The sequence below is a fragment of the Pseudomonas sp. LjRoot277 genome (assembly GCF_964253845.1).
Lineage (GTDB): Bacteria > Pseudomonadota > Gammaproteobacteria > Pseudomonadales > Pseudomonadaceae > Aquipseudomonas.
In genome coordinates this window covers 4,443,820-4,464,968 of record NZ_CAXURI020000001.1, presented here as the reverse complement: position 1 = coordinate 4,464,968, position 21,149 = coordinate 4,443,820, and the positions used below count along the sequence as shown (strand labels likewise).

21 protein-coding genes are annotated in these 21,149 nt (G+C 58.5%); 9 read left to right on the top strand and 12 right to left on the bottom strand.

All coding sequences use genetic code 11. From position 1 onward, the window contains the following. Positions 1-10 precede the first annotated feature (10 nt). The 7 genes from napA to ACSQ87_RS20995 form a co-directional block, all read right to left on the bottom strand. Positions 11-2,515 (bottom strand): nitrate reductase catalytic subunit NapA, encoded by a 2,505-nt coding sequence (napA, locus tag ACSQ87_RS21025; protein WP_436274305.1) that lies wholly within the window; start codon positions 2,513-2,515, stop codon positions 11-13. Then, positions 2,512-2,772: a chaperone NapD gene (locus tag ACSQ87_RS21020; RefSeq protein ID WP_033059994.1), complete on the bottom strand. Its 261-nt coding sequence runs from the start codon at positions 2,770-2,772 to the stop codon at positions 2,512-2,514. The genes napA and ACSQ87_RS21020 overlap by 4 nt, the downstream gene beginning before the upstream one ends. A 37-nt stretch (positions 2,773-2,809) precedes the next feature. Continuing rightward, positions 2,810-2,977, bottom strand: coding sequence for a periplasmic nitrate reductase, NapE protein (gene napE, locus ACSQ87_RS21015; protein WP_223430521.1), 168 nt, complete (start codon positions 2,975-2,977; stop codon positions 2,810-2,812). A gap of 156 nt (positions 2,978-3,133) precedes the next feature. Further along, positions 3,134-3,826 carry an arsenical resistance protein ArsH gene (gene arsH / locus ACSQ87_RS21010; protein ID WP_436274304.1) on the bottom strand — a complete coding sequence of 231 codons (693 nt, stop codon included), beginning with the start codon at positions 3,824-3,826 and terminating at the stop codon, positions 3,134-3,136. An 11-nt stretch (positions 3,827-3,837) separates the two neighbouring features. Continuing rightward, positions 3,838-4,308, bottom strand: coding sequence for an arsenate reductase ArsC (locus ACSQ87_RS21005; RefSeq protein ID WP_008154752.1), 471 nt, complete (start codon positions 4,306-4,308; stop codon positions 3,838-3,840). Between the two features lie 29 nt (positions 4,309-4,337). Then, entirely contained in the window at positions 4,338-5,621 is a 1,284-nt protein-coding gene (locus ACSQ87_RS21000; RefSeq protein ID WP_436274303.1) for an arsenic transporter, read from the bottom strand. A 23-nt stretch (positions 5,622-5,644) separates the two neighbouring features. Continuing rightward, a complete protein-coding gene (locus tag ACSQ87_RS20995; protein ID WP_436274302.1) occupies positions 5,645-5,992 on the bottom strand; it encodes a metalloregulator ArsR/SmtB family transcription factor in 348 nt (115 codons plus the stop codon). Positions 5,993-6,193: 201 nt separating this feature from the next. Here ACSQ87_RS20995 and ACSQ87_RS20990 point away from each other — a divergent pair, with 201 nt between their 5' ends. Then, entirely contained in the window at positions 6,194-6,766 is a 573-nt protein-coding gene (locus ACSQ87_RS20990; protein WP_223430518.1) for a hypothetical protein, read from the top strand. 88 nt (positions 6,767-6,854) lie between these two features. Here the strand turns inward: ACSQ87_RS20990 and ACSQ87_RS20985 are convergent, their stop codons facing one another. Beyond that, positions 6,855-7,148 carry a hypothetical protein gene (locus tag ACSQ87_RS20985; RefSeq protein WP_223430517.1) on the bottom strand — a complete coding sequence of 98 codons (294 nt, stop codon included), beginning with the start codon at positions 7,146-7,148 and terminating at the stop codon, positions 6,855-6,857. A 213-nt stretch (positions 7,149-7,361) separates the two neighbouring features. Here ACSQ87_RS20985 and ACSQ87_RS20980 point away from each other — a divergent pair, with 213 nt between their 5' ends. The 6 genes from ACSQ87_RS20980 to ACSQ87_RS20955 all read left to right on the top strand — a co-directional run bounded on the left by ACSQ87_RS20980 (position 7,362) and on the right by ACSQ87_RS20955 (position 15,254). Further along, positions 7,362-8,384 carry a helix-turn-helix transcriptional regulator gene (locus tag ACSQ87_RS20980; protein ID WP_223430516.1) on the top strand — a complete coding sequence of 341 codons (1,023 nt, stop codon included), beginning with the start codon at positions 7,362-7,364 and terminating at the stop codon, positions 8,382-8,384. Between the two features lie 340 nt (positions 8,385-8,724). After that, positions 8,725-10,593 carry an amidohydrolase gene (locus ACSQ87_RS20975; protein WP_436274301.1) on the top strand — a complete coding sequence of 623 codons (1,869 nt, stop codon included), beginning with the start codon at positions 8,725-8,727 and terminating at the stop codon, positions 10,591-10,593. A gap of 18 nt (positions 10,594-10,611) precedes the next feature. Continuing rightward, a complete protein-coding gene (locus ACSQ87_RS20970; protein ID WP_223430514.1) occupies positions 10,612-12,354 on the top strand; it encodes an amidohydrolase in 1,743 nt (580 codons plus the stop codon). 111 nt (positions 12,355-12,465) lie between these two features. Continuing rightward, positions 12,466-13,206, top strand: coding sequence for a TorF family putative porin (locus tag ACSQ87_RS20965; protein ID WP_223430513.1), 741 nt, complete (start codon positions 12,466-12,468; stop codon positions 13,204-13,206). A 50-nt stretch (positions 13,207-13,256) separates the two neighbouring features. Next, the gene (locus ACSQ87_RS20960; protein ID WP_223430512.1) at positions 13,257-14,660 is read left to right on the top strand and encodes a purine-cytosine permease family protein; all 1,404 of its coding nucleotides are present in this window, start codon (positions 13,257-13,259) and stop codon (positions 14,658-14,660) included. A 135-nt stretch (positions 14,661-14,795) separates the two neighbouring features. Beyond that, positions 14,796-15,254, top strand: a complete 459-nt coding sequence (locus tag ACSQ87_RS20955) for a GNAT family N-acetyltransferase (RefSeq protein ID WP_223430511.1) — start codon at positions 14,796-14,798, stop codon at positions 15,252-15,254. A gap of 125 nt (positions 15,255-15,379) precedes the next feature. Here ACSQ87_RS20955 and ACSQ87_RS20950 read toward each other — a convergent pair whose 3' ends face one another. Next, on the bottom strand, positions 15,380-16,249 hold the full coding sequence (locus ACSQ87_RS20950) for an AraC family transcriptional regulator (RefSeq protein ID WP_436274300.1): 870 nt from the start codon (positions 16,247-16,249) through the stop codon (positions 15,380-15,382). Between the two features lie 148 nt (positions 16,250-16,397). Here ACSQ87_RS20950 and ACSQ87_RS20945 point away from each other — a divergent pair, with 148 nt between their 5' ends. Continuing rightward, a complete protein-coding gene (locus ACSQ87_RS20945; RefSeq protein WP_436274299.1) occupies positions 16,398-17,120 on the top strand; it encodes a cysteine hydrolase in 723 nt (240 codons plus the stop codon). 294 nt (positions 17,121-17,414) lie between these two features. Here ACSQ87_RS20945 and cls read toward each other — a convergent pair whose 3' ends face one another. The 3 genes from cls to ACSQ87_RS20930 all read right to left on the bottom strand — a co-directional run bounded on the left by cls (position 17,415) and on the right by ACSQ87_RS20930 (position 20,089). Beyond that, the gene (gene cls, locus ACSQ87_RS20940) at positions 17,415-18,710 is read right to left on the bottom strand and encodes a cardiolipin synthase (RefSeq protein ID WP_436274298.1); all 1,296 of its coding nucleotides are present in this window, start codon (positions 18,708-18,710) and stop codon (positions 17,415-17,417) included. A gap of 268 nt (positions 18,711-18,978) precedes the next feature. Next, complete coding sequence (locus ACSQ87_RS20935; RefSeq protein ID WP_223430507.1) at positions 18,979-19,539, bottom strand: YSC84-related protein; 561 nt, start codon at positions 19,537-19,539, stop codon at positions 18,979-18,981. Between the two features lie 271 nt (positions 19,540-19,810). Further along, positions 19,811-20,089 carry a hypothetical protein gene (locus ACSQ87_RS20930; RefSeq protein WP_223430506.1) on the bottom strand — a complete coding sequence of 93 codons (279 nt, stop codon included), beginning with the start codon at positions 20,087-20,089 and terminating at the stop codon, positions 19,811-19,813. Positions 20,090-20,115: 26 nt separating this feature from the next. Between ACSQ87_RS20930 and ACSQ87_RS20925 the strand changes: the two genes are divergently transcribed. Further along, positions 20,116-20,544: a hypothetical protein gene (locus tag ACSQ87_RS20925; RefSeq protein WP_223430505.1), complete on the top strand. Its 429-nt coding sequence runs from the start codon at positions 20,116-20,118 to the stop codon at positions 20,542-20,544. Positions 20,545-21,149 lie beyond the last annotated feature (605 nt).

Here is a 21,149-nt window from a genome sequence, read left to right as displayed (position 1 = left end):
ACGGTTCTCCTCAGGCCACGCTGATCAACTCGATTCGTATCGCGCATTTTTTGTAGTCGGTCTGCTTGGAGATCGGGTCGGTGGCATCGAGCGTGACTTTGTTGATCAGCTTGTTGGCATCGAAAAACGGCACGAACACCAGTCCTTGAGGCGGCTTGTTACGCCCGCGGGTCTCGATGCGCGCACGAATCTCACCGCGTCGGCTGATCAACTTCACTTCACTGCCACGCCGCGCCTTCAAGGCCTTGGCATCTTCGGGGTGCATGTAGACCAATGCGTCCGGCACCGCTTTGTACAGTTCCTCGACGCGTTGGGTCATGGTGCCGGTGTGCCAGTGTTCGAGGACGCGCCCGGTGCTCAGCCAGAACGGGTAATCGGCATCCGGGGCTTCGGCCGGCGGCTCGTAGGGGAGGGCGAAGATGATCGCCTTCTTGTCCGGGTAGCCGTAGAACTGCACCTCGCTGCCTTTCTCCACATAAGGGTCCAGCCCTTCGCGGTAACGCCAGCGGGTTTCCTTGCCGTCCACCACCGGCCAGCGCAGTCCCCGTTCGCTGTGGTAGCGGTCGAACGTGGCAAGGTCATGCCCGTGGCCGCGACCGAACTGGGCGTACTCCTCGAACAAACCTTTTTGCAGGTAGAAGCCAAACGCTTTGGCTTCATCATTTTTATATCCGGCTTCCATTTGCTCGACGGGGAACTGGTCAACCTGGCCATTCTTGTAAAGCACTTCAAACAGGGTTTTGCCCTTGTGCTCAGGAGATTTGGCCAGTAACTCGGCGGGCCAGGTTTCATCGGTGGTGAAGCGCTTGGAAAACTCCAGCAACTGCCACAGGTCCGACTTGGCGTCCCCCGGCGCGGTCACCAATTGATGCCAGAACTGCGTACGCCGCTCGGCGTTGCCGAAGGCACCTTCCTTTTCCACCCACATGGCGCTGGGCAGGATCAGGTCGGCGGCTTGCGCGGAAACGGTAGGGTAGACATCCGAGACAATCACGAAATTTTCCGGGTTGCGCCAGCCCGGCAGAACTTCCTGCATGATGTTCGGCCCGGCGTGCATGTTGTTGCTGGCCTGGGTCCAGTAAACGTTGAGCACGCCGTCCTTGAGCATGCGACTCTGTTCCACCGCGTGAAAACCAGGCTTCTCCTGAATGGTGCCGGCGGGCAGCTTCCAGATTTTTTCGGCGATGGCGCGGTGCTTGGGGTTGGTCACCACCAGATCGGCGGGCAAACGGTGGGAGAAGGTCCCGACTTCGCGCGCCGTACCACAGGCCGACGGCTGGCCGGTGAGTGAGAAAGGGCTGTTGCCCGGCTCGCTGATTTTGCCGGTAAGCAGATGGATGTTGTAGATCAGGTTGTTGGCCCAGACGCCGCGAGTGTGCTGGTTGAAACCCATGGTCCAGAACGACACGACCTTGCGCTTGGGGTCGGCATACAACTCGGCCAAAGCCTTGAGCCTTTCAGCCGGAACGCCCGTCTCCTTGGCAGTTCGTTCCAGCGTGTAGGGTTTGACGAACGCTGCGTATTGTTCGAAGGAAATGTCGGTCCAGGTGTTGGCCTTGCCGGCATTTTTTGCCTTCATTTCCCGAGGGTCGTCGGGGCGCAGGCCGTATCCGATGTCGTCGGCACCTTGGGCAAATCGGGTGTGTTTAGTAATGAAATCCTGGTTCACCGCGCCGCTTTCAATGATGTGGTTGGCGATGTAGTTAAGGATCATCAGGTCGGTTTGCGGCTTGAACACCATGGGGATGTCGGCCAGCTCGAAACTGCGATGTTCGAAGGTCGACAGCACGGCCACTTTCACGTGAGGCTGGCTCAGGCGGCGGTCGGTGACCCGGCCCCAGAGCACCGGGTGCATCTCGGCCATGTTCGAGCCCCAGAGCACGAAAGCGTCGGTGGCTTCGATGTCGTCGTAGCATCCCATCGGCTCATCCATGCCAAAGGTACGCATAAAACCCATCACCGCCGAGGCCATGCAATGGCGGGCGTTGGGGTCGATGTTGTTGCTGCGAAAGCCTGCCTTCATCAGCTTGTTGGCGGCATAGCCTTCCCACACGGTCCATTGCCCGGAGCCGAACATGCCGACCGAGCCGGGACCTTTGCTCTTCAAGGCCGCCTTGAATTTCAGTTCCATGATGTCGAAGGCTTTCTCCCAACTGATCGGCTGGAATTCGCCTTGCTTGTCGTACTGGCCATTCGTCATGCGCAAAAGCGGTTGGGTCAGGCGATCAACGCCGTACATGATCTTCGAAAGGAAATAGCCCTTCACGCAGTTCAGTCCGCGGTTGACCTCTGCCTTGACGTCGCCGTGGGTGGCGACCACCCGGTTGTCCTTGGTCGCGACCATCACGCTGCACCCGGTGCCGCAGAAACGGCAGGGCGCCTTGTTCCAGTCCAGGGTGACCATGTCCGCTTCGGTCACCAGATTGCTGGCATCGGTAATAATCGGCAGGCCAGCAGCGGCGGCTGCAATGGCGGCGGCCTGGGCTTTGACGAATTCGCGGCGCGACATGCTCATTCGATATCTCCTTCGGGTTCGAGGAGTTCGTGATAGATCAACGCCGCGTTAAGTACGCCGGGCAAGTTGTTGATCTGTTCGATGCGTTGAAGGATCTGACTTTCGTGTACAGCTTCAAGGACCACCACCAGTTTTCCCGCCGCACTTTCCTGATGCAGTTCCAGGCCGTCCAACAGACGCAGGTTGGCTTTAACGGCGTCGAACAATTCAGGTCGGGCAAGTACGACAAGACTGGCAATGTGCAGAGCTTCGTCCATGCGCTGGCTCCAATAGGCTTTCAGAAAAGGCTATTAGTTAGTTGGGTGGTCCCGGTGGGCCGTACAGCATCTGGAAAAACCAGACGATAAAACCGTAACCGCCGACGAAAGCGACCGACAGCAGCGGAAAGAGGCAGACGACAAGAAAGAGAAACAGCCGGGTTTCCTTGCGGCGCTGAGGTTTTCGTTCTTCAGCCAATGACATGAGAAATCTCCTGCCGAACGTGCAGTCAGACTAGATCACGAAGTTTTCGCAGGTTTTCTGGCGGGGGTTTTACAGACCGACGGTTGTTAACCCGTGCTCCGGTGTCGCAACGGGTTATAACGTTTTAAATCATTACTTCGTTTAGTTACCAAACTTTCAAATCGAGCGTTGATTAACACGCTGAGTCAGTTCTAGCGCTGACTCTTTGCGTTCGGAGTAGCGGTCAACCAGATCCGGGCGCTCGCGCAGCAGCAACGTGAACTTCACCAGTTCTTCCATGACGTCGACCACCCGGTCATACAGCGAGGACGGTTTCATGCGGTTGCCTTCGTCAAACTCCAGAAAAGCCTTCGGCACGGACGATTGATTAGGGATCGTGAACATCCGCATCCAGCGTCCCAGCACGCGAAGCTGATTCACCACGTTAAAGGATTGGGAACCGCCGCTGACCTGCATGACGGCGAGCGTTTTCCCTTGGGTCGGGCGAACGGCGCCCAGGGCTAACGGCACCCAGTCAATCTGCGCCTTGAATACGGCAGACATGGCGCCGTGGCGCTCGGGTGAGCACCAGACCTGTCCTTCAGACCATTGCATCAGCTCAAGCAGTTCCTGAACTTTCGGGTGATCGCCGGGTGCGTCATCCGGTAGCGGTAGTCCTGATGGATTGAAGATCCGCGTCTCTGCACCGAAGTGTTCGAGCAGACGGGCTGCTTCTTCGACCAGCAGCCGACTGAATGACCGTGCGCGGGTCGACCCGTACAGCAGCAGGATTCGTGGCTTGTGTTGGCCGTCGTCACTGGCAATGGGCTGAATCAATGACGCGTCGAGATTAGGCAGTGGGTTGGTCATGGGGGCTCCGGTTACAGCGTGCTGATGCGGTCGAGTTCGCGCTTCAGAGCATCGCGGTCAAGTTGGGCGAAGGGCAGGGCGAGGAACGCCCGGCAGCGTGTTTCGATGCGTGCAAGCGTCGAGTGGAATGCAGCGGCGACGACCGTCTCATCGCCCTTCACCTCGGATGGATCCTCCAATCCCCAATGGGCCTTGAGGGCCGGCCCGAAGTAGACCGGGCAGGCCTCACCGGCGGCCTTGTCGCAGACGGTGATGACAATGTCCGGCGGGTTGGCCTCGAAGGCGTCGTTGCCTTTGCTGCTTAACCCGTCGATCGCAATCCCGGCCTCTTGCAACGTGGTCAGGCTGCGCGGCAGAACCTGCCCTTTGGGGAAGCTGCCGGCGCTGATCGCCTGGAAACCTTGCGGTGCGAGATGATTGAACATCGCTTCGGACAGAATGCTGCGACAGCTATTGGCGGTACACATGAATAGAACGCGCATGGCGACTCCTCTTTCCAGACGGGCAGGTGCTAAACGCCCAGGCGCAAGGCCAGGGCAGATAAGGTGATGAACAGAATCGGCAGCGTCAGAACGACACCCACCTTGAAGTAGTAACCCCAGGTGATGCGGATGCCCTTGCGCTCCAGAACATGCAGCCAGAGCAGTGTTGCCAGGCTACCGATAGGGGTGATTTTCGGGCCCAGATCAGAGCCGATGACATTGGCGTAGATCATGGCCTCACGCACCACGCCGGTGGCGTCACTGGCCTGGATCGACAGCGCACCCACCAACACCGTCGGCATGTTGTTCATGCCGGATGACAGCAACGCCGTGAGAAAACCAGTCCCCAACGCGGCGCCCCAGATGCCTAATTCGGCAAAGTAGTTCAGGGCCACTGTCAGATAGGTTGTCAGGCCAGCGTTTTTCAGCCCATAAACCACCAGGTACATGCCCAGCGAAAAGGTCACGACCTGCCATGGCGCTTCGCGCAACACACGTCGGGTTGAAATCACATGCCCACGCGCCGCAACGGCGAACAGCATCGCGGCGCAGACCGCCGCAATGACACTGATCGGAATGCCCAGAGGCTCCAGCGCAAACAGCCCAATCAGCAACAAACCCAGGACAATCCAGCCGACGCGAAAGGTCAGTGGGTCTCGCACGGCACGTCGTGGGTCTTGTAGGTCATCCAGTGAATAGCGTTTGGGTATGTCACGACGGAAAAACCAATACAGCACTCCGAGAGTGGAGCCCACGGTAACGAAATTGACCGGGACCATGACCGAAGCGTACTCGCTGAAACCCAGGCCGAAGTAGTCGGCTGAAACGATATTGACGAGATTCGACACCACCAGAGGCAGGCTGGCCGTGTCGGCAATAAAGCCGGCTGCCATGACAAACGCCAGGGTGGACGCTGGGGAAAAGCGCAGGGCGAGCAAAATCGAAATGACGATGGGGGTCAGTATCAGTGCCGCACCGTCATTGGCAAACAGGGCGGAAACGGCTGCGCCCAGTAGCACCGTGAAAGCGAACAGGCGACGACCATCGCCCTTGGCCCAGCGTGCTACATGCAGGGCGGCCCACTGAAAGAAGCCTGCCTCATCAAGCAACAAGCTAATGATGATGACCGCGATAAACGTAGCGGTGGCGTTCCAGACAATGCCCCACACCAGTGGAATATCGTCCAGCGTCACGACGCCTGCAATCAGTGCAAGGGCAGCCCCCAAGGAGGCGCTCCAGCCGACACCCAATCCCTTGGGCTGCCAAATGACCAACACAATGGTGACAAGAAAAATGGCGAACGCAGTAAACATGAGCAGTCTCGACGGGTGATGGGTCAGCAGCAGGCGGCAGTGTTGATAGGGCGGTCGCCCATCGTTTTGAGTCGAGTGTTGTTTTCCTCAAGCCAGTCGGCGTTGGCTTCCAGGGTTGTCTCAAGAATGCTGCGAACCCACTTTGGCAGTTCGGGGTTGAGCCGGTAATACACCCACTGACCCTGGCGGCGGTCCAGCAGCAGGCCACATGCCCGGAGTTGCGCGAGGTGGCGGGAGATTTTCGGCTGGCTGTCGTTCAGGGCGCAGACCAGTTCGCAGACGCATAACTCTCCCTCACGGGTGATCAGTAAGGTGGCCCGTGTGCGAGTTTCGTCGGACAGGCATTTGAATACGGCGGCAGGGTTCAGCATGGAAGTGTCTTCACTACATGTGGTTATCCGAATATACGGTTATCCATATGTATCGAGCAAGCCGAATCAGACCGACATCACGGTCGGTGCCAGCCTATGAATTAATGCTCATCTTGAAAATGCAATTGCAAATTTGTATCATTCGTTTTCAATTCAGCGAAGCAGGGAACGCCGCGCCAAAACAATAATAAGGTCAAGGCAATGCTCAAAATGCTTCTCGTATACGGTCATCTGCTCGCTACGTGTATTGCCCTGGGGAGGGTGTTGCAGGCGGATCACAAACTTTGGAGTTGGCGCAAGGAAATACTGGACCAGGCGAGGCGTGAGTACCTTGATGAAACTCAGAGGATCGTCAGCCTCGCACTGCTGGCCCTTTGGGCAAGCGGACTGTTGCTGGTGCTTGAGGGGTATCTCAATGAAGGCGACGCGTATCTGCTCAATCAGAAACTCTGGGCCAAGGTAACTGTCGTCGCGCTGCTTAGCCTCAACGGCGCATTGTTGCATCGAGTCGGCTTCCCGTTGCTGCAAAAGGCTCCATTCGTCGCACTGCGCAGTGCAGGCCGCACGCGGCTCGCCTTGTTGGGTGCGCTTTCCATGAGCGGTTGGCTATTCGCCGCTTTCCTGGGGGTGGCTCGAGCCTGGAATCACGTGTTGCCTTATCTACATGTGATGGGCGCATTCGCCGCATTCTCGTTACTGGCGTGTTGCGTGGCACTTGCAGTCGCCGCCAGGGCGGGCAGTGTCGGTGCGCAAAAATCCTCGGTACCGGGGTAGCTATCAATAATGGGCAGCCGGTAGCCTGGAGTTTGTCGAGCCATTGTGGTTGACCGTGAACCGAACGGCCCGCTTCACTGCCGCCCTTTTAATTTTTGCACTCCGCCAACACCACTTTGCAGGTATCGGGCGTGCCACCGGATCGGCCGGCATAGCGTATGCAATTATTCAGGGATTTTTTGCGAGCCATGTTCAAGGTGGAGCCCCAAGCCAGGCCACCCTCGCCGGCAGTGGGTAGCGCTTTTGCATAGCAGCTGTCACCTATGGCCGAATAGCGAGCTGTCGCAGCTTTGCCTGCACATCCCGCTGCCAGCGCCAGGTTGATGGCGAGCAGGGAGAACAGGATCCATGACGAGCATTGGCGCGCTGCTTTTCCGGTCATCCCATCTCCCCTGTATCAAGAGGCTAGTGGCTTGTTTGTGGTTGTACTCTATTCAGATTAGATGGTGTTGTGCCGGCCCTTGGGTCGGTTTAGCGGAATTAGCGCATTTGAGTCATTCTTGCTGACAGCCGGAACAATAGCGCTCGCTGGACCCATAACCGCGCCTATGGCATCGTCGAAAAAATACGCCATGTAGTAAACAGGATAAAAACAATGGAGGAGGGTGATGAGGTCGGCGCCAAGGCGTCGATGGCCACGCTGACAGCGTTCAATCGTTGCGTGTTGCACCTGGGTCGGCTTGCTCGAGACCGCGGGGCATCTCAATTCATCGCCGACGGCTTGCAGGCCTTCCGCCAACTGGTGCCCTTCGCTTCGGCATGGTGGGGCGAGATGTCTGCGTCAGGCGTCAATGCTCCGCCCAAAAGCTGGATGCACGGACGGATCAATCTGTCTGAGTCGTTTGCCGTCGAATGGCACAAAGTAGCGGTCAGCGACAGATTTTCCCAGGAGACCTTAAGTCAACCCGGGGTAGTTGTGCGCGACAGTGGGTTCACCGATCCCTGTGAGGAGGTGAACGACTTCGCACGGCGTCACGACATCTACCACCTGATGTGCATCACGTTCGAGCTCCCTGAAAGCGGCTTGATGTTCTTCGTCTGTCTCTACCGTGGCCTTCATGCACCGGCTTTCAATGACAGCGAGGCCGGGTTGTTTTCGGCGTTCTGCGACCATCTGTTGCAGTTGTGGCGCTTTCAGGTGCAGGACATGATTCGCTGCGACACGGGCAACGGGGCGAGTGACTTCGGGGTCGCGCGGATGGATGGCAGTCTGCTGTATGTGGGCGCAAGTCTGTGCACCGCCATTCAGCGCGAGTTGCCCGGGTGGAGCGGTTCAATGCTTCCCGTTGATGTCATTGCACAGCTGCAAAAAGCGCCGTGTGTGATTCGCCTGGGTCGCACTGCCATGACACTTAGCCCCAACGCCGAGCACGTCATCCTGTCACTCGAATCACAGTCGCGCGGGGCGGTGCTGGCGCCACGCGAGCGCACGGCGGCGATGCTGTTCGCCGCCGGTCACTCCTATAAGGAAATTGCCAAAATCCTTGCACTGAGTCCGGCCACAGTGCGCACCTATTTGCGTAACTGCTACTTGCAGCTCGGCGTGAAGAGCAAAGTGGAGCTGGGTTCAGCCCTGCGTTCGCCGACTTCGCTTGCGGAAACTGCACGTCGTAATTAAGCGCAGCGCCTTAAGCCATAACGCAGTCCTTGTAGCAGCTGGCGAAGCCTGCGTTCGGTTCGGGCCGCGTTCGGACGCAGCAGTCGTAAACCCTGAGTGCGCGGTGAGTCTCGTGCACCGCATAGTCTGACTTCACGACTGCTACGCAGCCGAACGCAGCCTTCGGCAGCTGCTACAAAGTAAGCGTTGCTGCTCAACTGACCGGTATTTGCCTGACCCCTCCTCATTTGTGGAGGTCCGTACTTCTGCTGCGCTCTATATCGTGTGCCCTGCATATCAGGGGCTTGCACGGCAGTCTGTCCGGGCCACTTCCACAACTATAAAAATAGAGGTGAGGCAGTTGAAATTTTCCAGGCTATTTATCGCCGTTGCCGCGACAACGGCATTTTCCTGCGTGACGCTGGTGGGGTGTCAGACACACGCTTCGACAGGCGCCGACATGGTCATGCGCAACGGCTATGTCTATACCGTCGACGGCAAGAATTCCGTGCAGCAGGCGATCGCCGTCACGGGCGGGAAGATCGTTTATGTCGGCAGTGATGCAGGGGTTGCCTCGTACATCGGCACGCAGACACAGCTGATCGATCTGGCCGGCCGCATGCTGATGCCGGGTTTCGTTGATGCGCACATGCATCCGGGGGATGGCGGCCGCGCCATGACCTTGTGCGACCTGAAATACCAGACGATGACCCGCAAGGCTTTCCAGGAAACCATTCAAGCGTGCCTGGATGCCGACAAGGACAAAGGCCCCGATGTCTGGCTCGAAGTGGGCAGTTGGGACCGCATTGGCATGACCGGACTTGACGGTGACGCCGACAAGTCGACGCTGGACGCGCTCAAGACCAACCGCCCAATTCAAGTCCGCTCCACCGACTTCCATACGGTGTTGACCAACTCGCGCGGCCTGCAAGTTGCCGGCATCAACAAGCACACGGCCAATCCCGGTGATGGCAAGTACATGCGCGATAGCGCCGGCAACCCGAACGGCATCTGCGAAGACGGAGCCGCCGAAGCCATGGCCGCCGTGGTGCCGCCCGCCACGGACGCAGAGAAACTCAATCAGACCCGCGCGGCGCTCGACGCCATGCGCCAGCAAGGCATCACCAGTTTCTTCGATGCCTTGTCGGGGCCGGAAAACGGCAAAGCATTTACCACCCTGCAACAGTCGGGTGAACTGACGGCCCGGGCCTTGCTGGCGATCAAACTCGACCCTGCGGCCGCGGCTGCCGACCCGGACAAAACCATCGCCGAGGCCAAGGCAATGGCCACCACCTACGATCAGGGCGAAGCGAAACCGGCGCCGGGTGTGAGCATGCGCCACGTCAAATTGTTCATGGACGGCATCATCAACGCGCCGGCGGACACGGGTGCAATGTTGACGCCGTACCTGCGCAATGCCGGCACCGATACGTCGCCGAAGTGGGCACCTGGCAAGAACACCGGTGAGCTTTACTTCCCGCCGCAAGTACTCAACCCGCTGCTGCTGAAGGCCGTTCAGGCCGGCCTCGATCCGCATATTCACGCCACCGGAGACCGCGCGGTGCGTGACTCACTGAACGGCATCGAATACCTGCGCCAGCAGCTGCCTGGCAATGGCTTCCGCCCAACCATTACTCACAACGAGTCGGTGGACCCTGCCGACTATGCGCGCTTCAAAGCGCTCGACGTGACCGCCAACATGTCCTTCCAGTGGGCCCAGCAGGCACCGTCAACGGTTGACGGTACCAACGAACATCTGGGGGCGGCGCGATTTGCCCGCATGGAACCCTCCGGCAGCATCGCTCGTGCCGGCGGCCGTGTGGCGTATGGCAGCGACTGGCCGGTCGACCCGCTCGACGAGTTCCTGGCGTTGAAGATCGGTGTCACCCGCTCAGGTGATCCGCTGAACCCGCACAGCTACGGCCCCAAGTATGCGGGGAGGTTGAATGCCGACCCGGCGCTGTCGCGCACTGAAGTGCTGCGCACCATCACCATGAACGCCGCCGAGCAGCTGAAACTGGACGCTGTCGTCGGTTCGGTCGAGGTCGGCAAGTTCGCGGACCTGATCGTTCTGGACAAGAACTTCATGCAGGTGCCCGAGGAGGAGTTGGCTCGAAACAATGTGCTGCTGACGGTCGTGGGCGGCCAGGTCGTGTGGGCCAAGGCGCCGTTCGTTGGCCTTGATCCGAAGGCATTGTCCCAGGCATCGGCCTCCCGTTCTGCCCAATAAAAACAAGAGAGTGTTCCGATGCAGCGATTTATTCCAAACCTGTTGGCCGCAGCCCTGGCCTTTTCTTCGGTGCAAGCCATGGCCGCCGCTGACCTTGTGTTGTTCAACGGCAAGGTCTTTACCGCCGAACCCGGTCAGGGACTGGTCCAGGCAGTGGCCGTGCAAGACGGCAAGATTCTCAAAGTGGGCAGCAATGCCGAGATCAACGCCCTGGCCGACACCGGCACGCAACGGATCGATCTGGCGGGCAAGGTGCTGATGCCGGGAATGATTGATACCCACAGTCACCCGGTGGTTGCGGCCTTCAACAGCATGGGGGCCAATCTGCTGGATGAAGTCAAGCCGTTGCCGGAGCTTGAACAGTGGATTATCGAACAGGATCAGGCGGGCATTGCGCGGGCCGGTGACGTGATCAGCATCGCCGGGGTCAGTTCGGCCTATTGGGACAAGAGCCGTGAGCTGGGCCAGCGCTTCAACCAGGGACGTTGGGCGGATCAACCGGTGGTCCTCAGCGGGATTGACGGGCACACCGGATGGGCCAACAACGCCATGCTCAAGCGCCTGAAGATCGACGCGGCACTGGTAAAAGGTCTCTCGGAACAGGACCGCAGCTTTGTGGGTCACGACACGGACTTCACCCCCAATGGCTATTTTGCCGAGTCGCGCTGGGACCAGGTACGCAGCCAGATCCCCGCGCCCAGCGACGAGATCATGTTGAAAGCCGCCCGCGAGGCCGTGAAGGTCAACAATCAATACGGCGTCACTGCCTGGATGGACGCGGCGGCGAATGCCGGCAGTGGCGATTCGCTGTTCGATTTCAAGGCAACCGAGCAGAGTTACGGCGTGTTGCCGCTTTACCGCGAACTGGCAGAGAAGGGCGAGCTCAATGCCCACGTCGCCGCGCTGCTGTTGGCCAACCCGAAAAGTCGACCGGCCGATCTGGAAGTGCTGGCCAAGGTGATGAAGAAATTCGAGGGCGTACCCAACCTGAGTTTTCCTGGCATCAAGGTATTCGCTGACGGCGTTCTCGAGTTTCCGGGGCAGACCGCAGCGGTCATCGTTCCCTTCAAGAACAGCCATAAAAACGGTCAACTGCTGATCGACCCCGCGCACTTCGGTGAGTTGGTCGTGGCAGCGGAGAAGCGCGACTGGATCGTGCACATGCATGCGGTCGGCGACCGTGCGGTGCGTGAATCACTCAATGGTTTTGCCTACGCGCGCAAACTCAACCCGACACCGGTGGCTCATAGCATCAGCCACCTGCAACTGGTCAACCCCAAAGAGTTTCCGCGCTTCAAGCAGCTTGGCGTGATTGCCTCCATGCAGTTGCTGTGGGCCACCGGCGAGAGTTACACCGTCGAGCTCGTCAAACCCTATATCAGCGCGTTTGCTTACGGTTATCAGTATCCCGCCAAGTCCCTGCATAACGCCGGTGCGGTCATCGCCGGTGGCAGTGACTGGCCGGTGTCCAGCCCCAATCCATGGAACGCCATCGCTCAGGCCAGCACGCGCAAAGGGCCGCTGGGTGTGTTGAATGCCAAGGAAAGCATCGATCGCCAGACCATGTTCTACGCCTACACGCTCAATGCCGCCAAGGCCCTGCGCCTGGAGCAGCAGATTGGTTCGCTGACACCCGGCAAACAGGCCGATCTGATCATCCTCGACCGCGATGTCTTCAAGGTCAGCGACGACGAACTGTTCGACACCAAGGTCCTGAAGACCTTCTTCGCCGGCAAAGAGGTGTACGCGCCCGCGTCCTGACCCTCCGTTCACCCGCACCACGCAAAAGACTGCCTGGCTCCTCGTATGACGAGGGGCTCGGCATCGCCATGCCCGAAATAACCCGCACCTCCATAAAAATAAGAGACTTGTATGAACGCACGCTCAGTATTGACCCTTGCCACTCTTGTATTGGCACCCCTGACCACCCAGGCACTGCCACTCAACGATGACTTCAGCCTGGACATGACCCTGGGAGTCTTCAGCGACTACCGCACCCGTGGCATTTCGCAAACCCTGGGTGATCCGGCGGCTCAGGCCGGCGCCACGCTGGTGCACAGCAGCGGCTTGTACGTTGGCGCCTGGACCTCGAACGTCGATTTCGGCGGCGAGTTCAAGACGCGGCAGGAACTCGAGTATTACGCCGGCTACTACTGGCAGGCGACCGAGGCCATCAGCCTCGATCTGGGGTACATCAAGTACGACTATCCAAAGGAAGGCCAATTCAACCTGAGTGAGGTCTACGCCGTCCTTGACGTTTATGGCGTGAAGCTCGGCGCCTACTACTCAAACGATACGCCGAACTTCTTTGGCGAGGACCAGGACACCCTTTACACCTACCTCAGCTACAAAATCGAATTGCCGGCCGAGATCGGCCTGGACCTGCGTGTGGGTCGCAACGATGTCAAAGACCCGGCGTTCTGGTCCGCCAACGGTGAAAGCCGCGATGCCTACACCGAGTGGGAAGCCAAGTTGACCCGTGACTTCGTGGGCGTGACCTGGGGCCTTAGCTACATCGATACCGACCTGTCGAAAAGCGAATGCACGAGCTGGTACGGCTATGGTGATCTGTGCACGGCCACGGTGGTTGCCAGTGCCAGCAAGGCGTTCTAAGCGTTCGAGTCCACACTCTAAAAACAAGCGCCTCAAAGGAAAACAGCGTAATGACCAAGGTCAGCGATAGTCAGCAGCGAAGTCCCCTGATCGAGACACGTTCGATCGATTTCATCCCCGAGGCCGAGCGGCATGGCAGCCTCTACAGCCAGTTCACCCTGTGGCTCGGTGCCAACCTGCAAATCACGGCGATCGTCACCGGCGCCCTGGCCGTGGTGCTGGGCGGCGATGTGTTCTGGTCGCTCATCGGCTTGCTGATCGGCCAGGTGCTGGGCGGCGCAGTGGTTGCCCTGCACGCGGCGCAAGGGCCGAAGCTCGGGCTGCCGCAGATGATCTCCAGCCGTGTGCAGTTCGGGGTCTATGGGGCGGCCATCCCGATTGTGCTGGTGTGCCTGATGTACCTCGGTTTCAGCGCCACCGGCGCGGTGTTGTCGGGGCAGGCGATTGCCCAGTTGATTCATGTCAGCGACAGCGCCGGCATCCTGATTTTCGCCTCGTGCATCGCGTTTCTGACGATCTTCGGTTACCGGGTCATCCACCTGGTCGGCCGGGTGGCCAGCGTGCTGGGCATCATCGCCTTCGTCTATCTGTTTACCCGGTTGATGACCCTCAACGATATCGGCCTGTTGCTGGAAAACCGTCACTTCGGCTGGAGTACTTTCCTGCTGGCGGTGTCGTTGTCCGCCTCCTGGCAGATCGCCTTTGGCCCTTATGTGGCGGACTACTCACGCTACCTGCCGAGCAAGACCTCGTCCTGGAAAACGTTCGCTGCCGTCGGGCTTGGAACGGTGTTGGGCGCTCAGGCGTCCATGGTCCTGGGGGTGTTCGCCGCGGCGTTGGCCGGTGTGAACTTCCGCGGTCACGAGGTGGCGACCATCGTCGGGTTGGGCAGCACCGGTGTGATGGCGTCCCTGCTGTACCTGAGCGTGGTGTTCGGCAAGGTCACGGTGTCCACGCTCAACGCTTATGGCAGCTTCATGTGCGTGGCCACCATCATCAGCGGTTTCCGCAGTCGTCTGGAGATTTCCGCCCGCCAGCGGATGGTGTTTGTGTTGGTGATTGTCGCGGCATCGACCACGCTCGCGCTGCTGGGCCAGTACTCGTTTCTCAACACCTTCAAGTACTTCATCCTGTTTTTGTTGACCTTCTTCACACCGTGGAGCGCGATCAATCTGGTGGATTACTACTTCATCAACAAAGAGCGCTATGACATCCCGGCATTGTCCGACCCGGCGGGTCGTTATGGCCGCTGGAACATGCGTGGGATCAGCGTGTATGTCGTGGGTGTATTGATCCAGTTGCCCTTCGTCGATACTCACTTCTATTCCGGGCCGATGGTCGCGCAGCTCGGCGGTGTCGATATTTCCTGGATCGTTGGTCTGGTGGTGCCGGGGATTCTTTATTACGGGCTGGCCAGGACATCAATGCCGGCGGTGGCCCCTGCGCGGAACTGAAAGGCCTAAGGAGGAAAGTAAAAAGATCGCAGCCTGCGTACGCCGTCCCTTGTAGGAGCTGCCGCAGGCTGCGATCTTTTGATCTACATTTCCCTTTTCCCGCTCATCAAACCAATCCGCAAGGAAACGATCAACATGGACATCCAGGCCCTGCGCGCCGACGCATCCCACCTCGATAAAATCGCCAGCCTGTTCGACGCCTATCGAGGCTTCTACGGCCAGCCGTCGAACCTGCCGCAGTCTCGCGAGTTCATCGCCGAGCGCATTGCCCGGGACGAATCCGCGATCTTCTTCGCCCAGGCCCCCAGCGGCGAGGCGCTGGGTTTCGTGCAGTTGTTCCCGACGTTCTCCTCCATCGACGCGCATCGCACCTGGCTGCTCGGCGATCTCTTCACAACACCCGCCGCCCGAGGGCAAGGGGTCGGCACGTTGCTGATGAACACCGCGCGAGCCTTTGCATTGTTGACCGGCGCCAAAGGCATGCTGCTGGAAACGGCCACGGACAATGTCAGCGCGCAACGGTTGTATGAATCCTTGGGCTATGTGCGCGACACGGGTTACTACACCTATTGCCTCGATTTGAAACAAGGCTGAGCCAACCGCTGCCGGTTACCTCAACTCGTGCAGGAATGCAGCTTGGGCCTTGGGGCACGTGAGGATGCGGTAACGCGTGCGTTATCGGCAGGACGCTGCAGACCCTTACTCACAGAGTTGATTTTTTACCGCTGGGTTGGCTGCACGTACGCCGTGACCAGCGACATATCGCTACCCGCATCGCGTTTCAGCCATTCGGCCGGCGGCCAGCCCACCACGTTGAGAAAGGTTCTGGAGAAAGACGCTTGCGAGCTGTAGCCGACCGAGGCGGCGATCACTTTGATCTGCACCCCGTCACGGAGCATGTCCTGGGCCACTTTCATTCGCCAGGCGGTGACGTAGCCCATCGGTGAAATCTCCATGATCTGGGTGAAGCAGGCCGAGAATTTTGATCGGGACATGTTCGCCAGGCCTGCAAGCTTCTCCACTGTCCAGAGCGCCTCAGGTTCCTGGTGGATCCGGTTGAACACCGCGCTCAGGCGCCCGTCCTGAAGGGCATACAGCAGACCGCTGGAAATCTTTTGCTCGATGACTGCGTGCCGCACCAACACCACGAACATGTACTCGAGCAGCAGATTGAGCGCCTTAACTCTGCCGGGGGCCTGATCCTGGAATTCGGCGAGCAGCGCGCCGATCACAGGGGTGAGGTTCGCCAGTTCCTTGAACGGGAAAACCAGTGTTTCCTTGAGACCGAGGGGGAAGGGGTGCAGGGTGTTGCGCCCGAACTGGAACGAGGCACAGATCAGCTCCGCGCCCTGTGCCGAACTGGAGCGCAATTGGTAACGGCAACTGCTCGGACAAAACAGCACGCTGGGCTCGGTGATCGACAGCTTCGGTAGCCCTGGCTGAACCATGTCGATACCGCCCTGACTGATGACATGGATGAACGCCATGCCCGGCGGCTTATCAAGGACCAGCGTGCCATCCACCCGTCCGGAGAAGAACAGCCGGCCCTGAAGGTGGGTGCGCTCGAAGAATTCGGACAGGATATCCATGATAGAGACGACCGGGTAAAGACTCTGCACGTCCTGGCAAAAGGGGGGCAGGGCGGGGCAATAGGATGAAGTTCTCGCCGATGGTAGACCCCTTCCGGGCGCCATGGGCGCAGCGTGTTTTTCTTATCGTCGACCGGAGTCCACTGTCATGAGCAACCATCCAACGACCATCGCCCCTCAGTATGCAGACCCGGCAGAGCCTGCGCTGCCGGATCCCGGCATGCAGCTTGACCTTTCACGGGCCGCGTTGGTGGTCATTGATCCACAGATCGACTTCCTCAGTCCCGAGGGCGTGAGCTGGAGTGTATTTGGCAAGAGCATCGTCGAGCACGATACCGTCAAACACATTGGCGAGTTGTTCGCCGCCGCCAAGGCCGCCGGCATCACCGTCGCCGTTTCGCCGCACTACTACTATCCGTGTGACCACGACTGGCATTTCGGCGGACCGCTCGAGAAGGTCATGCACAGCATCTGCATGTTCGATCGCAAGGGGCCGTTGACCCTCGACGGTTTCGAGAACTCCGGTGCCGACTTCATGCCCGAGTACAAGCCCTACATCCTCGACGGCAAAACCATCATTGCTTCACCGCACAAGGTGTACGGCCCGGAAACCAATGACCTGGCGCTTCAGCTGCGCAAGCACGGTGTGTCGCAAATCATATTGGCGGGCATGGCGGCGAACCTGTGCGTCGAGTCGCATCTGCGCGAACTGCTGGAGCTTGGCTTTGAAGTGGCCGTGGTTCGGGACGCGACCGCCGGCCCGACGACCCCCGAAGGTGATGGCTACCTTGCCGCACTGATCAACTATCGCTACATCGCCAATGCCCTGTGGAACACGGCGCAAACGGTTGAGTTTCTAAAGGCCAAATAGGTCAAGCGCGACCAGGCTGTACCTCGCGATGCGGGGTACAGCCTTGCCAATACGAGATCACAATCGACGAATCGAGACGCTCTTGGACTCTATGCAAACCCGAGAAACGACAGGATAACCACGACAATCACAACGACCCCGACGATGTAGATGATGTTGTTCATGAAGTCCACCTCTCAACCTGAATGAATTGCGAAACGTGAGAGTTACAACCACAAGGTACTGCACCTTACTCGCAATTCCATTGCGCAACACACAGCGCTCCGTTGCTCATTCGCAACCGCGACACTCGACTTATAGCCAGTATTCCCAGAGTTGTCCCATCTGCTCCTTGGCTCTCAAAGCGAGCGAGCGGCGCTGCCACTTTTCCAGCTTGATTTCGTTCGACTTGGCCAGATCAGCCATGAATGCCGCCTGCATCTTTTTCCCAAATCCGGTGCCCAGCACAACGACGTTGACTTCATCGTTGTGCACGAAGCTGCGCCAGTCGAGGTTGGTGGAGCCGACACTCGACCACACGCCATCGATGACTGCAGTCTTGACGTGGAGTAGCGCGTCACGGCGTTCGTAAAGCTTGACGTTGGCCTCCAGCAGCTCGTTGTAGTAGGCGCGTCCGGCATGGAACACCAGCCACGAATCGGTGCTGCCGGGCAGCACCAGTTTGACGTCCACGCCACGTGCTGCCGCCTCCTTGAGTGCCGCCAGCAGCTGCGGGTCGGGCACAAAGTACGCATTAGCCAGCCATATCTCGGTCTGCGCGCTTTGCAGTGCCGAAATCAACGTCGCATAGATCTGGCTGAACGGCTCATCTGGCGAGCTGCCGATGGCGCGAATCACCTCGGTGCCTTTGCGCTCAGGTGGCGGAAAGTAGTGACGAGCCTCGAGTGGTTGACCTTTCTGGGCCGTCCAGGTTCCGATGAACAGCTTCTGCAGCTCCGCCACCACCGGCCCCTCGATGCGCAAGTCGGTATCGCGCCAGGGCAAATCACCACTGGGACGCGTCTTCGAGTGTGAGCTGAACGAGCTCCCCGAATAGACGCTGCTGATGTTGATCCCGCCGAGAAAGGCAATACGGCCGTCCACTATCAGCAGCTTTCGGTGATCGCGCTGGTTCACGTCCCAGCCGGCTTTGGCCGTCACCGGATTGATGGGGTTGTACTCCAGCACTTTGATGCCCGCTTCGGTCAATCGAGAGAAAAACGTTGAGGGTGTTCCAAGGGTTCCGACGCTGTCACGGATCAGATTGACCTGTACGCCTTTGTGTTGCTGAGCGATCAGTGCGGCGGCGAAACGCTGACCGACTTCATCATCGTCGAGGATGTAGGTTTCCATGTTGATGTGGTCGCGCGCAGCTTCAATGGCTTTGATCATCGACTGGTAGGTGCTGGGACCGTCCTGCAGCAAGTCGACTTTGTTTCCTTCCGTTAGCGGGCTACCGGAGATGGATTCTTCGATGGCGAGGTGCACATCGAAGATGTTGGTCTCTGCGCCGGTGGACTTGAGTCGGTCGAGAATGGCTTTGCTGCGCTCGGCTGACAGAGGTCCGTTTATCCCGTCGAGTTGCACTGGCGCAGAGGGCGCGCGAGCCATGTCCGGCACTATCCTCGGCAAAGCACTGGAGCCAATCACAAATGTCAGGAGCACAACCACGCCTAGCACCAGAGCAATACATGCACCCTTACATCGGGTTAGAAGGTTCATCAGGCCCCCTCTTGGCGAGACGGTGATAGCGCTCAACAATCCAGGAATTTCGCCGTGCATCCTGTCCAAAAGGGGCGTCTTGCCTGGTACACAAGACGCCTTGGTAGAGGGGACACGCGGCACGCTTCTAAAGACAGATCCCTTGAAGGACAGGCTTTCAGCGCTTGATCAGGGAAATCTTCGTTCCCTCGATGCTGACCCCGGCCATTAACCCTTGCTGGTCGAATATGAACGCGTAGGCATCGTGCTTCACTGTCGTGCTGGACAGATTCTTCGCCACCCCTTCATCAACCACTACAACGGTGGGTCCTACGCCGACTTCCCAACCCTTGGTTTTACGTAGAAAGTCCACGGCTTTGTCGGTCATCAGGAAAACCGCATAGCCATACGACTGGGCGCCTGCTTGTAGTCCCCAGGAGCCGGTTACGGAGTTGTAATAATTCTCTACTTGCGAGCCCTTCATCAGCACGCCCTCGCCATAGCTGCCACCAAACACAAGGCCGGCCTTGATGATTTTCGGGAAGACCAGCACCGCTTTGGCATTCTGCGAAATGGTTTTGGCAGATGGGGAGGTCTTGTAAAGCGTTTGCAACGCTTGCCGGGAGTCGGCATTCAGGTCCTCGGCGGTTGCCGCACCTGCATTGTTCAGAAGGCTCGCTGATGCCAACGATGCTGTGGCGAGGAAGATCGAAAGGAAGAAGCGCATTGACTGAGTCATTTTCGTACTCCGGTAAGGGAGCAGGGATGGGAGCAGCAGTCAGCGCCTGCACCAGACAGGATCCGAACCTACTGAACGTTATCCGGCGCACCCTGATGTGTGTGAATTGCAACGCGTCGCTTTTGAATGAAGCAGGCCCAAGGCCTTTGATCAGTCGCGACGCTGTCAAAAGTTTGGACCACTGTGCAACGGCCGGGTTCGTCCTCAGAAGCTGCTTTTGGCCGATAGTTGCCCGTGCTTCGGGAGCGAAGGTCGACCGTCCACTCTTGGGTCACGCACTACCCATTTCCACGTATGAAGCATCGACGACCGTGATGTGCTCATCCCAGGCAGTTTCAGCGACATCGCGGATAATTTCCGCTAGCGTCTCAACATCCACACCCTCGGCCCTGATGCAGGCCGAAGCGAGTACACCAGAGCCCAAGCGGCCGATTACGGCCCTTCGCGAGGGGCTGTTTTCGACCAAAAGCAGACACTCTTGGTAGTACTTGGCGATGGTGATTTTGGCGAATGGCTTTATGAAGCAAAGCAGTATGACGCTCTGATACATTCGCCCTTTTTCAGGAGGGAAAAATTATGCGTAGGATTATCGCAACGGGGGCGCTCTTGCTGGCCTTGGGCGGTTGCGCAACATCACCTATGCGGGTTTCTGAAGCGCGGCCAGTGCCGGCCAATGAGATGTACGCGTTCAAAAGCCAGGGTTCGAAAGATCCGGGACGCCTGACCATTCTCCGTGATGACGGGTTTGTCGGTGCGGGATGTGACGTCGTGTTCTACATTGATGGTCAGCGCGCAGCCAAGATTGGTCCCGGCCAGAAGGCATCTTTCGTTTTGCCTGCCGGTGAAGTGAACCTCGGCACCGGGCTCGCCGAGTCTGGATTATGTGCTGGTGTCGCGATCAAAACTGTCGCGGCCAACATCAAGCCAGGGAAAGAAGTGATTTATCGAATCAACTGGGATACGCAAGGTTTCTACTTGGACCCCTACGTTGAATATGGACATTGAGCCCAGACAGTTCTGGCCTGTTTCGCACGCCACACCACCTATAGTGAGTGATCGCAAACACCAAAGCGCCCCCTGAATACGGAACGGGTGACTCGCAACAACTCATCCCAAAACCGGGCAATCCCTCTGTCATTACGGTGGATGAAGTCACTATTTTGCCGGAGAAATAAAAAGTGCTAACAGACCAGCAGACTCGTTTATCACTCAAAGAACTAATCGAAAAATACCTCAGGGGAATAGATCCCGATTACGAACGTCTGATCGAAATCGTTCAGGATCCATCGCAGCAAGTTCCCATCAGAGGTGTGCTCGAAGACATTCGGCGATTTAACAACGTGCACTTCACGCAACAGGAACTGGAACTGATCGACGGCCTTTTATACATGTACGGGTAAGTCGGTTACACGTTAGCAACGGTGCTAGGCCTTTCGGCGCCAATTTTCTCCGGTTGCTACCTCGTCAGGCTTGGCGAAAGAGCGGGAGGCGCGATTTTGCTCACTCTCCTCTGCCGTTTGGGCGTCCGCTATCGGTCGAGGCTGTGTAAAAACGTTTTTCAGCGCGATTGGAGCCCAGTGTTGGACTGAAAATCGCGTTTCTACGCAAAA

What these genes read in the sequence shown, in the direction of transcription:
- arsH (WP_436274304.1), bottom strand. Translation starts at nt 3,826, where the DNA reads ATGACCAACCCACTGCCTAATCTCGACGCGTCATTGATTCAGCCCATT.
- ACSQ87_RS20955 (WP_223430511.1), top strand. Translation starts at nt 14,796, where the DNA reads ATGGACATCCAGGCCCTGCGCGCCGACGCATCCCACCTCGATAAAATC.
- ACSQ87_RS21020 (WP_033059994.1), bottom strand. Translation starts at nt 2,772, where the DNA reads ATGGACGAAGCTCTGCACATTGCCAGTCTTGTCGTACTTGCCCGACCT.
- napE (WP_223430521.1), bottom strand. Translation starts at nt 2,977, where the DNA reads ATGTCATTGGCTGAAGAACGAAAACCTCAGCGCCGCAAGGAAACCCGG.
- ACSQ87_RS20990 (WP_223430518.1), top strand. Translation starts at nt 6,194, where the DNA reads ATGCTCAAAATGCTTCTCGTATACGGTCATCTGCTCGCTACGTGTATT.
- napA (WP_436274305.1), bottom strand. Translation starts at nt 2,515, where the DNA reads ATGAGCATGTCGCGCCGCGAATTCGTCAAAGCCCAGGCCGCCGCCATT.
- ACSQ87_RS20960 (WP_223430512.1), top strand. Translation starts at nt 13,257, where the DNA reads ATGACCAAGGTCAGCGATAGTCAGCAGCGAAGTCCCCTGATCGAGACA.
- ACSQ87_RS20995 (WP_436274302.1), bottom strand. Translation starts at nt 5,992, where the DNA reads ATGCTGAACCCTGCCGCCGTATTCAAATGCCTGTCCGACGAAACTCGC.
- ACSQ87_RS20945 (WP_436274299.1), top strand. Translation starts at nt 16,398, where the DNA reads ATGAGCAACCATCCAACGACCATCGCCCCTCAGTATGCAGACCCGGCA.
- ACSQ87_RS20930 (WP_223430506.1), bottom strand. Translation starts at nt 20,089, where the DNA reads ATGTATCAGAGCGTCATACTGCTTTGCTTCATAAAGCCATTCGCCAAA.
- cls (WP_436274298.1), bottom strand. Translation starts at nt 18,710, where the DNA reads ATGGCTCGCGCGCCCTCTGCGCCAGTGCAACTCGACGGGATAAACGGA.
- ACSQ87_RS21000 (WP_436274303.1), bottom strand. Translation starts at nt 5,621, where the DNA reads ATGTTTACTGCGTTCGCCATTTTTCTTGTCACCATTGTGTTGGTCATT.
- ACSQ87_RS20950 (WP_436274300.1), bottom strand. Translation starts at nt 16,249, where the DNA reads ATGGATATCCTGTCCGAATTCTTCGAGCGCACCCACCTTCAGGGCCGG.
- ACSQ87_RS20985 (WP_223430517.1), bottom strand. Translation starts at nt 7,148, where the DNA reads ATGACCGGAAAAGCAGCGCGCCAATGCTCGTCATGGATCCTGTTCTCC.
- ACSQ87_RS20925 (WP_223430505.1), top strand. Translation starts at nt 20,116, where the DNA reads ATGCGTAGGATTATCGCAACGGGGGCGCTCTTGCTGGCCTTGGGCGGT.
- ACSQ87_RS21005 (WP_008154752.1), bottom strand. Translation starts at nt 4,308, where the DNA reads ATGCGCGTTCTATTCATGTGTACCGCCAATAGCTGTCGCAGCATTCTG.
- ACSQ87_RS20935 (WP_223430507.1), bottom strand. Translation starts at nt 19,539, where the DNA reads ATGACTCAGTCAATGCGCTTCTTCCTTTCGATCTTCCTCGCCACAGCA.
- ACSQ87_RS20970 (WP_223430514.1), top strand. Translation starts at nt 10,612, where the DNA reads ATGCAGCGATTTATTCCAAACCTGTTGGCCGCAGCCCTGGCCTTTTCT.
- ACSQ87_RS20980 (WP_223430516.1), top strand. Translation starts at nt 7,362, where the DNA reads ATGGAGGAGGGTGATGAGGTCGGCGCCAAGGCGTCGATGGCCACGCTG.
- ACSQ87_RS20965 (WP_223430513.1), top strand. Translation starts at nt 12,466, where the DNA reads ATGAACGCACGCTCAGTATTGACCCTTGCCACTCTTGTATTGGCACCC.